Origin of the sequence: Mycobacterium sp. 852013-50091_SCH5140682, from assembly GCF_001665685.1 — a bacterium.
GTDB lineage: Bacteria > Actinomycetota > Actinomycetes > Mycobacteriales > Mycobacteriaceae > Mycobacterium.
This window is the reverse complement of record NZ_LZTB01000014.1, coordinates 36585-50053: the sequence shown is the minus strand read 5'-3', so window position 1 is coordinate 50053 and position 13469 is coordinate 36585. Positions and strand designations below refer to the sequence as shown.

The 13469-nt window shown below is 68.0% G+C and carries 13 protein-coding genes; 12 read left to right on the top strand and 1 reads right to left on the bottom strand.

The annotated features are described in order from the left end of the window. Positions 1-99: 99 nt before the first annotated feature. The gene (locus A5784_RS05875; protein WP_064943253.1) at positions 100-1353 is read right to left on the bottom strand and encodes an ammonium transporter; all 1254 of its coding nucleotides are present in this window, start codon (positions 1351-1353) and stop codon (positions 100-102) included. Positions 1354-1488: 135 nt separating this feature from the next. Between A5784_RS05875 and A5784_RS05870 the strand changes: the two genes are divergently transcribed. The 12 genes from A5784_RS05870 to egtE all read left to right on the top strand — a co-directional run bounded on the left by A5784_RS05870 (position 1489) and on the right by egtE (position 13193). Beyond that, a complete protein-coding gene (locus tag A5784_RS05870) occupies positions 1489-2472 on the top strand; it encodes a linear amide C-N hydrolase (RefSeq protein WP_064943251.1) in 984 nt (327 codons plus the stop codon). Between the two features lie 76 nt (positions 2473-2548). Continuing rightward, positions 2549-3814 carry an aspartate kinase gene (locus tag A5784_RS05865; protein WP_064943249.1) on the top strand — a complete coding sequence of 422 codons (1266 nt, stop codon included), beginning with the start codon at positions 2549-2551 and terminating at the stop codon, positions 3812-3814. Positions 3815-3818: 4 nt separating this feature from the next. After that, positions 3819-4853 carry an aspartate-semialdehyde dehydrogenase gene (locus tag A5784_RS05860; RefSeq protein WP_064943247.1) on the top strand — a complete coding sequence of 345 codons (1035 nt, stop codon included), beginning with the start codon at positions 3819-3821 and terminating at the stop codon, positions 4851-4853. A 7-nt stretch (positions 4854-4860) separates the two neighbouring features. Continuing rightward, entirely contained in the window at positions 4861-6000 is a 1140-nt protein-coding gene (locus A5784_RS05855; protein WP_082944683.1) for a DUF4185 domain-containing protein, read from the top strand. A 66-nt stretch (positions 6001-6066) separates the two neighbouring features. Further along, entirely contained in the window at positions 6067-6468 is a 402-nt protein-coding gene (locus A5784_RS05850; RefSeq protein ID WP_064943245.1) for a hypothetical protein, read from the top strand. 101 nt (positions 6469-6569) lie between these two features. Then, a complete protein-coding gene (locus tag A5784_RS05845; RefSeq protein ID WP_064943243.1) occupies positions 6570-7088 on the top strand; it encodes an LppU/SCO3897 family protein in 519 nt (172 codons plus the stop codon). A gap of 17 nt (positions 7089-7105) precedes the next feature. Continuing rightward, entirely contained in the window at positions 7106-7747 is a 642-nt protein-coding gene (locus A5784_RS05840) for a sensor domain-containing protein (RefSeq protein WP_064943241.1), read from the top strand. A gap of 131 nt (positions 7748-7878) precedes the next feature. Further along, a complete protein-coding gene (gene egtA, locus A5784_RS05835) occupies positions 7879-9153 on the top strand; it encodes an ergothioneine biosynthesis glutamate--cysteine ligase EgtA (protein WP_064943239.1) in 1275 nt (424 codons plus the stop codon). Then, positions 9150-10427 carry an ergothioneine biosynthesis protein EgtB gene (gene egtB / locus A5784_RS05830; RefSeq protein WP_064943237.1) on the top strand — a complete coding sequence of 426 codons (1278 nt, stop codon included), beginning with the start codon at positions 9150-9152 and terminating at the stop codon, positions 10425-10427. Before egtA ends, egtB begins: the two co-directional genes overlap by 4 nt. Next, positions 10427-11119 (top strand): ergothioneine biosynthesis protein EgtC, encoded by a 693-nt coding sequence (gene egtC / locus A5784_RS05825; RefSeq protein ID WP_064943235.1) that lies wholly within the window; start codon positions 10427-10429, stop codon positions 11117-11119. Before egtB ends, egtC begins: the two co-directional genes overlap by 1 nt. Then, complete coding sequence (gene egtD / locus A5784_RS05820) at positions 11116-12081, top strand: L-histidine N(alpha)-methyltransferase (protein WP_064943233.1); 966 nt, start codon at positions 11116-11118, stop codon at positions 12079-12081. Before egtC ends, egtD begins: the two co-directional genes overlap by 4 nt. Beyond that, on the top strand, positions 12078-13193 hold the full coding sequence (egtE, locus tag A5784_RS05815) for an ergothioneine biosynthesis PLP-dependent enzyme EgtE (protein ID WP_064943231.1): 1116 nt from the start codon (positions 12078-12080) through the stop codon (positions 13191-13193). The genes egtD and egtE overlap by 4 nt, the downstream gene beginning before the upstream one ends. Positions 13194-13469: the final 276 nt, after the last annotated feature.

The window sequence follows — 13469 nt, the reverse complement described above, 5'->3', positions numbered from 1 at the left end:
ACAGGTACCTGTTTAACGTATTTCCCTCCAGATCCTGCCGCATTTCCCCACGCCGACGTGCCGGCGTGGGGCTGCGGACAATTTTTCCTCGGTAGTGGGTCAGACGAGTTCGAGCTCGTAGGCGGCGTCGCGGTGGACCTTGGTGTCGATGCCGAGTTCCTCGTCTTCCGGCGAGATGCGGATGCCGATCGTCTTCTTGATCGCGAGCGCGATGACGTAGGCGATGACGAACGAATAGACCATCACTGCTGCTGCCGCGATGGCCTGGCGCCACAGCTGGTCGAGGCCGCCACCGTAGAACAGGCCGTTGACCTTGTTGGGCATGGTGTCACTGGCCAGCAGGCCGATGAGCAGTGTGCCGATGACGCCGCCGACAAGGTGGACCCCGACCACGTCGAGTGAGTCGTCGTAGCCGAACTTCTCCTTCAGGCCCACGGCCAGCGGGCAGATCGCGCCGGCGATCAGGCCGAGCAGGATCGCACCGACTGGTGTGACGGCACCGCAGGCCGGGGTGATGGCGACCAGACCGGTGATGGCACCGGCCGCGGCACCGACGCCCGTGACGTGTCCGTCCTTGAGTTTCTCGACCGCGAGCCAGGCCAGCGTGGCCGCACACGTCGCGACGAACGTGGTGACCATGACGATGGCGGCCGAATTGCCCGCGGCCAGCGCCGACCCGCCGTTGAACGCATACCAGCCTGCCCACAGCAGCCCCGCTCCCAGCAGGGTCAACGGCACGTTGTGCGGCTTGCGCAGCCGTCCCCAGTTGGCGCCCTTGCCGAGCACGATGGCCACCGCCAGCGCGGCGGCGCCTGCGTTGATGTGCACTGCCGTGCCACCCGCGAAGTCGATGGCGTGCAGCTTGTTGGCGATCCAGCCGCCGACCGAGTCCTTGGTCACGGTGCCGTCGACCGCGAACACCCAGTGCGCGACGGGAAAGTAGACGAGGACCGCCCAGACGGTCGCGAAGACCATCCATGCGGCGAACTTCATCCGGTCAGCGGCCGCGCCCGAGATCAGCGCCACGGTGATGGCCGCGAACAAGGCCTGGAACAGTGAGAAAAGGCTGACCGGCAGGCCGTTGATGGTGGTCATCGGTTCCAGCAGATTCTTCATGCCGAGGAACTCGGTGAAGCTGCCGACGAACCCGCCGTACGACGTGCCGAACGTCATGGAGAACCCGAAAAGGATCCAGAGCACACCGACGACAGCGACCGCACCGAACGTCATCATCATCATGTTGGTCGAGCTCTTCACCGAGACCATGCCGCCGTAGAACAGCGCAAGGCCGGGGATCATCATCGTCAGCCCGATGATGCAACAGAGCATGAACGCCGTGGTTCCTGTGTCCATCAAATATCTCCTGAGGGTGGCGGCCCGTCGGGCCGATCCCCGTCAATAGACGACGCTTCTGTTACGGGCACGGGATTCGCGTGTTGCGGGCGGATTACGCCTGACCGGCTCCCGAGCTGGCTAGCCTTTGGGCGCATGTGCACCCGCGTCGTCTATCTCGGTACCGGTGATCGCGTCGTCACCGGCCGTTCGATGGACTGGAAACTGGAGATCGGCACCAATCTGTGGGTGTTGCCCCGCGGGGTCGCACGCACCGGACAGGCCGGACCGGAGTCGGTGGAATGGACCGCGAAGTACGGCAGCGTGGTGGCGACCGGCTACGACATCTGCACCACCGACGGGGTCAACGAGGCGGGCCTGGCGGTGAACCTGCTGTGGCTCGCCGAATCGCAGTACCCAGCCGCCGACGCTGCCGGCCCGGCCATATCGCTGGCGCTGTGGGGCCAGTACGTGCTGGACAACTTCGGCTCGGTCGCTGAAGCCGTCGCGGCCCTGACCGCGACGCCGCTGCGGGTCGCCACCGCCGACGTGCCCGGTGAGCAGCGGATGGCCACGTTGCACCTGGCCATGTCCGACGGCACGGGCGACAGCGCGATCGTCGAGTACGTCGACGGGCGACAGACCATCCACCACGGCCGCCAGTACCAGGTGATGACCAACTCGCCGATCTTCTCCAAGCAACTCGCCATCACCGAGTACTGGGAGGAGATCGGCGGCACCGTCATGCTGCCCGGCACCAACCGCGCCGCCGACCGGTTCGTGCGGGCGTCCTTCTACATCAATGCCATTCCCAAATCCGACGATCCGGTGCTGTCGGTCGCCGCGGTGTTCAGCGTGGTGCGCAACGCGTCGACCCCGTACGGCATCGCAACCTCCGACGAACCGAACATCTCCTCGACCCGCTGGCGCACGGTCGTCGACCACAAGGCGCGGCGCTACTTCTTCGAGTCGGCACTGTCCCCGAACACGTTCTGGGTGGAGCTGGCGAACCTGGATTTCAGCGTTGGCGCGCCCACCCTGCGGCTCGATCTCGGCGAGGGGGAGAAGACCGTCTACGCCGGCGACGCGAGTTCGCAGTTCCAGCCGGCGCGACCGTTCACCTTCATGACGGTGCCCTGACCGGGCGACAAAAAACCAGCTGCACGTCTCCCTTATCCTTGATGCGACTCATTCCCGCATTCTCGAAGGACTGACAGTGGCGCTCGTCGTACAGAAATACGGCGGATCCTCGGTATCTGATGCCGAGCGAATCCGTCGCGTCGCCGAGCGCATCGTGGAGACGAGGAAGGCAGGCAACGACGTCGTCGTGGTCGTCTCCGCGATGGGCGACACCACCGACGACTTGCTGGACCTCGCCCGCCAGGTTTCGCCAGCGCCGCCGCCTCGCGAGATGGACATGCTGCTCACCGCCGGTGAGCGCATCTCCAACGCATTGGTCGCGATGGCCATCGAGTCCCTGGGCGCGCAGGCCCGCTCCTTCACCGGCTCGCAGGCCGGTGTGATCACCACCGGTACCCACGGCAACGCCAAGATCATCGATGTCACCCCCGGCCGGCTGCGCGACGCGCTCGACGAGGGGCAGATCGTGCTGGTCGCCGGGTTCCAAGGGGTCAGCCAGGACAGCAAGGACGTCACCACGCTCGGCCGCGGCGGCTCGGACACCACCGCCGTCGCGCTGGCCGCCGCGCTGCACGCCGACGTCTGCGAGATCTACACCGACGTCGACGGCATCTTCACCGCCGACCCGCGCATCGTGCCCAACGCCCGGCACCTCGACACCGTCTCCTTCGAGGAGATGCTCGAAATGGCGGCGTGCGGTGCAAAGGTGCTCATGCTGCGGTGCGTCGAATACGCGCGTCGCTACAACGTGCCCATCCATGTCCGCTCGTCGTACTCCGACAAGCCGGGCACCATCGTCAAAGGATCGATCGAGGACATCCCTATGGAAGACGCCATCCTGACCGGAGTAGCCCACGACCGCAGCGAGGCGAAGGTCACGGTGGTCGGCCTGCCCGACGTGCCGGGCTACGCCGCCAAGGTCTTCCGCGCCGTCGCCGACGCCGACGTGAACATCGACATGGTGCTGCAGAACATCTCCAAGATCGAGGACGGTAAGACCGACATCACCTTCACGTGTGCGCGGGACAACGGCCCGGGCGCGGTGGAGAAGTTGACCGCGCTCAAGGACGAGATCGGGTTCAGCCAGGTGCTCTACGACGATCACATCGGCAAGGTGTCGCTGGTGGGTGCCGGTATGCGCAGCCATCCCGGGGTCACCGCCACGTTCTGTGAGGCGCTGGCCGAGGTCGGCGTCAACATCGACCTGATCTCCACGTCGGAGATCCGAATCTCGGTGCTGGTCAAGGACACTGAGCTCGACAAGGCTGTCGCCGCGCTGCACGAGGCATTCGGCCTCGGCACCGACGACGAGGCTGTGGTCTACGGCGGAACAGGGCGGTAGGTAAATGGTCAACATCGGTGTGGTCGGCGCGACCGGCCAGGTCGGACAGGTCATGCGCACCCTGCTCGAGGAGCGCGACTTCCCCGCGACCTCGGTGCGGTTCTTCGCCTCGGCCCGCTCGGAGGGCAGGAAGCTGACGTTCCGGGGCCAGGAGATCGAGGTCGAGAACAGCGAGACCGCCGACCCGTCGGGGTTGGACATCGCCCTGTTCTCCGCCGGAGCGACGATGTCGCGCGTGCAGGCGCCGCGGTTCGCCGCCGCGGGTGCCGTCGTCGTCGACAACTCCTCGGCGTGGCGCAAGGACCCCGAGGTACCGCTGGTGGTCTCCGAGGTCAATTTCTCGCGCGACGCGGGTACCCGTCCCAAAGGCATCATCGCCAACCCGAACTGCACCACCATGGCCGCGATGCCGGTGCTCAAGGTGCTGCACGAAGAAGCGGGCCTGACCCGGCTCGTCGTGTCCAGCTACCAGGCGGTGTCGGGCAGTGGCCTGGCTGGTGTCGATGAACTCGCCTCCCAGATCCGCGCGGTCGTGGACGGTGCCGAGGCGCTGGTGCATGACGGCTCGGCCGTGGCATTCCCCGCACCGGTGAAATACGTTGCGCCCATTGCCTTCAACGTGGTCCCGCTGGCCGGCTCGCTGGTCGACGACGGCTCGGGGGAGACCGACGAGGATCAGAAGCTGCGCCACGAGAGCCGCAAGATCCTGGGCATCCCCGATCTGCTGGTGTCAGGCACCTGTGTACGGGTGCCGGTGTTCACCGGACACTCGCTGTCGATCAATGCCGAGTTCGCCCAACCGCTTTCGGTCGAGCGCGCCAAGGAGCTGCTGGCCGATGCGCCGGGCGTGAAGCTGGTCGACGTGCCGACGCCGCTGGCCGCCGCCGGCGTCGACGAGTCGTTGGTGGGCCGCATCCGCCAGGATCCCGGGGTGCCCGACGGGCGTGGTCTCGCCCTCTTCGTCTCCGGTGACAACCTGCGAAAAGGTGCGGCGCTGAACACGATTCAGATCGCCGAGTTGCTGGCCGCCGAGCTCTGAGCTCGGCGTGTCCGCCGCCCTGCTGAGGCTCGCGGCCGCAGCGACGGTTGCCGTGTCGCTGTGGCAGGTGCCGACGGCCTACGCCGATCCACCGTCGCCCGCTCCCGGTCCGGTGCTGGCGCCACTGGCCCCCGGCCAGGTGCTGCGGATCGCGCCGGCGGCCGGAACGGGCACTCCCACAGGGGATTACGGGATCGGCGCGACCGACCTGTGTGAGTTCATGGAGTTCCCGGCGCGGCTGCTGCAGGTCTGCGGTGACAGCTTCGCCGGGCAGGCCGTCGGCTTCGGCAATTGGCACGCACCGATAGCCCTGCACGTCGACCCGGATTCGGTCGACGACCCAGCGGGCGTCCGCTACAACGGCGTGACCGGAGCCGTGGTGGGCACCCCGTTGCTGGCCGACAAGACGCCGCCGGGCAGCTCGCAGTTGCCCGCGGGTGTGGTCTCGATCAACCGGGACAACTACCTGATGGTGAGCACCACGGCCAACCTGCGTCCGCAGAACTCCAGGCTGGTGAAAGCCGATGCCTCGCGGGGCAATTGGCAGACCGTCGCGGGTTCAGTGCGGCCCGCGAGCTATCAGGGCGGCGGACAGTCGCAGATCAGCGGCTATTACGACCCCGTCCCGACCGCCGAATCGCAGAGCGGCTGGGTGTACATCGTCGCCAACAACTTCGACCGCAGCGGGCAGGTGTTCCTCTACCGAACCACGCCGCAGGCGTTCACCGACCGCGCCGGCTGGCAGGGGTGGTCGGCAAAAGGGGGCTGGGGCAAGCCGCCGACGCCGCTGTGGTCCGATCGGGTCGGCGAGATGAGCATCAAGCAGGTCGACGGCAAGCCCGTCCTGTCGTATTTCAATGCCAGCACAGGCAACATGGAGATCCGGGTCGCCTACGACCCCACCGGTCTCGGCACGGCACCGGTGACCACGGTGGTGGTGGGCGGCGTGGACTGGCCGGACCCGGCCGACGCGTTACCGCCGCCCGAGGACAACCGGCTGGCGCAGCCGTACGGCGGCTACATCTCCCCGGGCTCGACGCTCGACGAAGTGCGCGTGTTCGTCAGCCAGTGGAATACCACGCCGGGCGGTGGCGCCACGCCGTACCGTGTGATTCAGTACGCGGTAAACCCGGTAAAGCCCTGGTGAGCATACACAGCTAATACATAGCCAATTCATGATCGGCACTTGGATGACACTCGCAAGCTGGGTTACATGACTGACACATCTTCCGAACCCACCGGCCCGGTCGCCACGGCCGCGCCGCTCGCCGAGCCTGCGCCGGCACCCGCCGTTGTCGAGGAGCGCAGGCCCAATCGACTGTTCCAGGCGGTGGCCTGGGTCGGCATCGTCGCCGGCATCGTCTTCATCACGCTCGTGGTGTTCGGCACCGGATTCTTCCTCGGCGCACACTCGGGCGGCGGACATCATCACCACGGCGGAGGTGGCTGGGAACGTCCCGGAATGATGTTCCACCACCACGGCGGATGGGGCCAGGGCGGCGGCCCCGAACGGCAGGGCGGTCAGGGCGGCCAGGGTGGCCCCGGGTTCGCCCCGGGAGGCCCCGCGGGCCCGGGTGGTCAGCCGGGTGCCCCGACGACCACGCCATCGCGCTAGGCCACATCTGCAGTCCGCAGGCGTCCCGGCTACCACATCAGGTGGCCGGGACGTCTGATTTTGTGGGCGTGTCGCCGTGAATCGTGAGATTCTGCCTAACCATGACGCGCAATCGGGTGCTGGTTGCCGTGCTGATCGCCGTCCTGGCGGGTGCCGTCGGCTGTGGCAGTAGGCAAGCCGAACGCAACGCGGCCGTACTCTTCGCCGTCGGCGACTGTGTCAGCTTCCCGGCGGGCACCCCGTCTGCCCCCGATGTCACCCGCGCCGCCAAGGTGGCCTGCAGCGCTGATCCCAGCTACACCGTCGGGGCGGTCGCCGACGCCACGGGTGCCTGCCCGAGCGACGAGTACCAGCACCTGCCCGCCAAATTGGCCGACCCGTCCACAGCCCGGCTGTGCCTGGTACCCAATCTGGTGACGTACCACTGCTATGAACTGGGCGTGCCCGCCGGCGTCATGGGCCTGGCGGACTGCACCTCGCGCGGCAACGGTGTACTCGTCCAGGTCACACAGCGACTCGACGACGTACAGGACGGCTCCAGCTGCCCGAAGGCGAGCGGCGAATATGCCTGGCGCTACCCGTCACCGGCCCGCACCTACTGCACTCGCACGCTGTACTGAATGGCATGATCAGTTGAATGCGCGCTCTGACTGTGGGTTTCGGGGTGGCCGGTCTCGCGTTGGCCTTGGCGGCACCAGCGGGTGCCCGCCCGTCGGATCCGGGGGTGGTGTCCTACGCGGTCCTGCCGAAGGGTTCGGTCGGCAACATCGTCGGCGCTCCGATGACGTGGGCGTCTGACTCCACGGTTCCGTTCCAGGCGTTCGGGGTCGACGATCCGGTGTGCAACAACTGGGCCGACATCGGATTGCCCGAGGTGTACAACGATCCGGATCTGGCGTCGTTCAACAGTGCGACGACGCAGACCTCGGCCAATGACGACAGCCACTACGTCAAACAGGCGGTCGGGGTGTTCGCTACCGCAGATGCAGCCGATCGGGCGTTCCACCGCGTGGTGGATCGTACGCAGGGGTGTTCCGGACTGACCAGCGCGATGCACCTGGACAACTTCGTCACTCAGGTGTGGACTTTTACCGGCGGGCCGGCCACTGCCACCGACGCGGACTGGGTGAAGCAGGAAGCGGGCACCGACCGGAGATGTTTCACGACCACTCGAAAACGGGAAAACGTGCTGCTGCAGGCGAAGGTGTGTCAGTCCGGCAACGGTGGCCCGGCCGTCAATGTGCTGGCCGGCGCCATGCAGAACTCGCTCGGGCAATAACAGCAGGACGAAGTTGGGTTGGCCGTCACGTTGGCGTAACCCGCGCAGAGGCCGACTTTGTCGGTGCTGTCTGGAAGATGGAAAGAACCAGACGGTCCGAAACCGGTAGAGGACCGGGAGGGGTTGTTGCCATGGCAGTTCCCATCAGGGCTGAACCCGGCCCCCAACCGCTCATCGAATTCAGCAGCGCCGAGCAGGCCGCGGCTCATATCGATGAGCACTGCCTGCACGACGGTGCGGTCGGCAAGGTGGGGCTCGAGATCGAGGCCCACTGTTATGACCTGACCGATCCGATGCGCCGTCCCACCTGGGATGAGTTGACCGCCGTCATCGCGACGGTGCCCGATCTGCCCGGAGGCAGCCGGATCACCGTCGAGCCCGGCGGCGCCGTCGAACTGTCGGGGCCACCGGCCGACGGCCCGCTCGCCGCCATCACCGGGCTGATCGCCGACCGCGCCACACTGCGCGCGGCCTTCGCCCGCCGGGGCCTGGGCCTGGTGCTGTTGGGCACCGACCCGCTGCGCCCGCCTCAGCGGGTGAATCCCGGTGCGCGTTATCAGGCCATGGAGCGGTTCTTCGCCGCGAGCGGTACCGGCGCGGCGGGCGCGGCGATGATGACCTCTACCGCGTCCGTGCAGGTGAACCTCGATGCAGGCCCGCGTGCCGGCTGGGGTGACCGGGTGCGGCTGGCGCATGCGCTGGGGCCGACGATGATCGCCGTCACGGCCAATTCGCCGCTACTGGGCGGCGAGTTCACCGGCTGGCGTTCCACCCGGCAGTGGGTGTGGGGTGAGCTGGACTCGGCGCGTTGTGGCCCCATCCTCGGCGCTGACGGGACCGATCCGGCTGACGACTGGGCGCGCTATGCGTTGCGGGCGCCGGTGATGCTGGTGAACACCTCCGACGATGCAGTGCCCGTCGTCAACTGGGTGCCATTCGCGGACTGGGCCGACGGCAGTGCCGTGCTCGGCGGCCGGCGACCCACCTCCGCCGATCTGGACTATCACCTGACGACGCTGTTCCCGCCGGTGCGGCCGCGGCGGTGGCTGGAGATCAGGTACCTCGACAGCCTTCCCGACGGGCTGTGGCCTGCTGCGGTGTTCATGCTCACCACGCTGCTCGACGATCCGGAGGCCGCTGCGATCGCCGCGGCGGCGACCGCGCCGGTGGCCACGGCATGGGACCGGGCGGCCCGGCTGGGCCTTGCCGATCGCAGGCTTCATGAGGCCGCGGTCACGTGCGTGCGGGCCGCGGCGGAACGCGCTCCGACCGAACTCGCGGAATCGATGCGGCACTTGATGCGTTCGGTCGAAAAGGGCCGCTCGCCGGCCGACGACTTCGCCGACCGTGCCGTGCGCTACGGGATCGCCTCGGCGGTGAGCCAACTGGCGAAAGGTGAGTCTTGATCACACGCGAGACACTGGCGCAGGAGCTGACGCGCGCTCGGGAGCGCACGCTGCGATTGGTCGATTTCGACGACGCCGAGCTACACCGCCAGTACGACCCGCTGATGAGCCCGCTGGTCTGGGACCTCGCGCACATCGGGCAGCAAGAGGAGCTGTGGCTGCTGCGCGACGGCAACCCGGATCGGCCCGGGATGCTGGCGCCCGCGGTGGAACAGCTCTACGACGCGTTCGAGCATTCGCGTGCCAGCCGTGTCGAGCTGCCGCTGCTGCCGCCCACCGATGCCAGGGCGTACTGCGCCACGGTGCGCGCCAAGGCGTTTGACGCGCTCGACTCGTTGCCCGACGATGCGTCGGCCTTCAATTTCGGCCTGGTTATCAGCCACGAGAACCAGCACGACGAAACCATGCTGCAGGCACTGAGCCTGCGCGTGGGCCCGCCGCTACTGGGCGCCGGCAGCGGGTTGCCTGGCGGCAGGCCCGGGGTGGCTGGCACCTCGGTGCTGATCCCCGGCGGACCGTTCACGCTCGGTGTCGACGAGCTCACCGAACCACACTCGTTGGACAACGAGCGTCCCGCGCACGTCGTGGACGTACCGTCCTTTCGGATCGGCCGGGTTCCGGTCACCAATGCCGAGTGGCGTGAGTTCATCGACGACGGCGGCTACCAGCAGTCGCGGTGGTGGTCCGAGCGCGGCTGGGCGCATAGGCAGCAGGCGGGCCTTGTCGCGCCGCAGTTCTGGAACGCTGACGGCACCCGCACCCGGTTCGGCCATGTCGAGGCGATCCCCGGCGACGAACCCGTGCAGCACGTGACGTTCTTCGAGGCGCAGGCCTACGCGGCATGGGCCGGTGCCCGGCTGCCCACCGAGATCGAGTGGGAGAAGGCCTGCGCGTGGGACCCGATGGCTGGCTCGCGCCGCCGATTCCCTTGGGGCGCTTCCGAACCCACCTCGGCGCTGGTCAATCTCGGCGGTGATGCGCTGCGTCCCGCGCCGGTGGGCGCGTATCCCGCGGGAGCCTCGGCCTACGGCGTCGAGCAGCTCCTCGGCGACGTGTGGGAGTGGACCAGCTCCCCGCTGCGGCCGTGGCCCGGCTTCACACCGATGATCTACGAGCGCTACACGCAGCCGTTCTTCGACGGCGACTATCGCGTGCTGCGCGGCGGATCGTGGGCAGTGGCCGCGGGCATCCTGCGCCCCAGTTTCCGCAACTGGGATCATCCGATTCGTAGGCAGATCTTCTCCGGGGTCCGGCTTGCCTGGGACGCCGCCTGATGTGTCGGCACCTGGGTTGGCTCGGGGCGCCCCGATCCGTGGCTGCACTCATGCTCGACCCGCCGCAGGGGCTGCTGGTGCAGTCCTACGCGCCCAGGCGGCAGAAGCACGGACTGGTCAACGCCGATGGTTGGGGTGCAGGCTTTTTCGACGACGGGGTGGCCCGGCGCTGGCGCAGTGACAAACCGCTGTGGGGTGACGCGTCGTTCGCGTCGGTGGCGCCCGCGCTGCGCAGCGGATGCGTTGTCGCTGCGGTCCGCTCGGCGACCGTCGGCATGCCCATCGAACCGTCGGCCTGCGCCCCGTTCACCGACGGGCAGTGGTTGCTGTCGCACAACGGCGTGGTGGACCGGGCGGTGCTGCCGGTGACCGCAGACGCCGAATCCACGGTCGACAGCGCGGTGCTCGCGGCGCTGATTTTCGCCCGCGGGCTGGACGCGCTGGGTGACACGGTCGCCGAGGTCGGTGGGCGTGACCCCAATGCCCGGCTGAACATCCTGGCCGCCAACGGTTCCCGCATGCTCGCCACCACGTGGGGCGACACCCTGTCGATACTGCGGCTGCCCGACGGCGTAGTGCTGGCCAGCGAACCGTACGACGACGATCCGCAATGGCACGACGTCCCGGACCGCCACCTGGTGCACGTCCATGATTCTCACGTCGAGCTGACCCCCCTGAAAGGACCGGCATGACGCTCTCGCTGTCGAACCACCTGGCCGCCGATTCCGCCGCGGAAGCCTTGCGCCGCGATGTCCGCGCCGGACTCGCCCAGACACCGAAAACCCTGCCGCCCAAGTGGTTCTACGATGCCGTGGGCAGCGATCTGTTCGACCAGATCACCCGGTTGCCCGAGTACTACCCGACGCGCACCGAAGCGCAGATCCTGCGTGAGCGCTCCGCGGAGATCGTCGCGGCCGCCGGCGCAGACACCCTGGTAGAGCTCGGCAGTGGCACCTCGGAGAAGACCAGGACGCTGCTCGACGCGATGCGCAACGCCGGTATGCTCAGCCGGTTCATCCCGTTCGACGTCGACGCCGGTGTGCTGCGTGCCGCTGGTAAGGCCATCGGTCGCGAGTATCCCGGTGTCGAAATCGACGCGGTGTGTGGGGATTTCGAGGAGCACCTCGGCAAGATTCCGCAGGTGGGTCGTCGGCTGGTGGTCTTCCTGGGATCGACCATCGGCAATCTGACGCCAGGGCCGCGCGCCGAGTTCCTCGACACGCTGGCCGATACCCTGCAGCCAGGGGACAGTCTGCTGCTGGGCACCGACTTGGTGAAGGACACTGCGCGCCTGGTCCGCGCCTACGATGACAGTGCCGGCGTCACCGCAGAATTCAATCGCAACGTGCTGGCCGTGGTGAACCGTGAGCTGGGCGCCGACTTCGACATCACGGCCTTCGAACATGTGGCCCGGTGGAACTCAGTGGAGGAGCGCATCGAGATGTGGCTGCGGGCGCGCAGTGCACAGCGGGTGCGGGTGGCGGCACTGGACCTCGACGTGGCGTTCGCCGCGGGCGAGGAGATGCTGACCGAGGTGTCGTGCAAGTTCCGGCGGCAGGGCGTGGCGGCGGAGCTGACGAAAGCCGGGCTGCGACAAACACATTGGTGGACCGACGCGGCCGATGACTTCGGGCTGTCGCTGGCCGTCAAATGAGCCTCGCTCAGCAGTGGCGCGACGCCCGCCCGAAGGTGGCCGGGCTGCACTTCGACAGCGGAGCCTGTTCGCGGCAGAGCTTCGCGGCGATCGACGCGGCAGCCACGCATGCCCGTCATGAGGCCGAGGTCGGTGGTTACGTCGCGCTCGACGCCGCGGCGCCTGCGCTCGACGCGGGCCGCGCTGCGGTTGCGGCCTTGACGGGGCTGCCCGCGGCCAACGTGATCTATACCTCCGGATCGGGCAACGCCCTGGATCTGTTGCTGAGCAGCTGGCCGGGGGAGCGCACGGTGGCCTGTCTGGTGGGTGAGTACGGTCCGAACCTTGCGGTGATGGCGGCCAACGGATTTCAGGTGGGGGCGTTGCCTGTCGACGGCGCCGGGCGATTGGACGTCGACGCGGCAGCCCACCAACTCGCCGCCGCCCCGCCCGCGATCGCTCACCTGACCGCACTGGCCAGCCATCGCGGGGTGGCCCAGCCGCTGGCCGAATTCGCCGCGGTGTGTCGGGCGGCGGGCATCCCGTTGGTGGTGGACGCAGCACAGGCGCTCGGCCACCTCGACTGCAATGTCGGTGCCGCAGCGCTGTATTCGTCGTCACGCAAATGGCTGGCGGGCCCGCGCGGGGTGGGTGTGCTCGCGCTGTCCGATGAGCTGGCCCAGCGGCTGCAGCCTCGGGTACCCCCGCCGTCCTGGGGTCTCGGTCTTGCGGCCGTGCAGACACTCGACGGCGTCGAGTCGAATGCCGCTGCGCGAATCGGATTTTCGGTCGCGATCGGGCAGCATCTGGCGGCGGGCCCAGAGCAGGTGCGCGCCCGACTGGCCGAGGTGGGCGGCCTGTCCCGGCAGGTACTCGCCGATACACCCGGATGGAGCGTGGTGGAATCGGTCGACGAGCCCACTGCCATCACCACGCTTGAACCCGTCGACGGAGCTGCCCCGGCAACCGTGCGGGCGCGGCTGATCGCCGAACACGGCATCGTGACCACAGCGTGCGAATTGGTGCGCGCGCCCTTCGAGATGACCAAACCGGTGCTGCGGATCTCGCCGCATGTCGATACCGGGGTTGATGAGCTCGAACAGTTCGCGCAGGCGTTGCGGGCTGTGGGTTAACGCTCAGGCGAGGGCTGTGGGTTAGGCCTGCGGCTACGGCTGTGGTTCAGGCGGCCGGTCGCCGCGGGCTCGCCGCCCGGTCGCCGCCCGCCGGCTCGCCGCCCGGTCGCTTTTCGTCGCCACATCTGTCACACCCGTCCCCGCTCGAAGACCATGAGACGTCTTGCCCGCCTGTTAGCGACAAAGTCGCGGAAACCGCCTCAGCGGCAACGTCTTTCACTGCTGCACCAGGCTTGCGCGACCTGCAGAACCACAGTGAGTCCTCCAGTAACTGCA

Coding starts and splice junctions, on each gene's coding strand:
- A5784_RS05845 (WP_064943243.1), top strand. CDS start 6,570: ATGACGCGCAATCGGGTGCTGGTTGCCGTGCTGATCGCCGTCCTGGCG.
- A5784_RS05875 (WP_064943253.1), bottom strand. CDS start 1,353: ATGGACACAGGAACCACGGCGTTCATGCTCTGTTGCATCATCGGGCTG.
- egtD (WP_064943233.1), top strand. CDS start 11,116: ATGACGCTCTCGCTGTCGAACCACCTGGCCGCCGATTCCGCCGCGGAA.
- A5784_RS05860 (WP_064943247.1), top strand. CDS start 3,819: ATGGTCAACATCGGTGTGGTCGGCGCGACCGGCCAGGTCGGACAGGTC.
- A5784_RS05850 (WP_064943245.1), top strand. CDS start 6,067: ATGACTGACACATCTTCCGAACCCACCGGCCCGGTCGCCACGGCCGCG.
- egtC (WP_064943235.1), top strand. CDS start 10,427: ATGTGTCGGCACCTGGGTTGGCTCGGGGCGCCCCGATCCGTGGCTGCA.
- egtA (WP_064943239.1), top strand. CDS start 7,879: ATGGCAGTTCCCATCAGGGCTGAACCCGGCCCCCAACCGCTCATCGAA.
- egtE (WP_064943231.1), top strand. CDS start 12,078: ATGAGCCTCGCTCAGCAGTGGCGCGACGCCCGCCCGAAGGTGGCCGGG.
- A5784_RS05870 (WP_064943251.1), top strand. CDS start 1,489: ATGTGCACCCGCGTCGTCTATCTCGGTACCGGTGATCGCGTCGTCACC.
- A5784_RS05840 (WP_064943241.1), top strand. CDS start 7,106: ATGCGCGCTCTGACTGTGGGTTTCGGGGTGGCCGGTCTCGCGTTGGCC.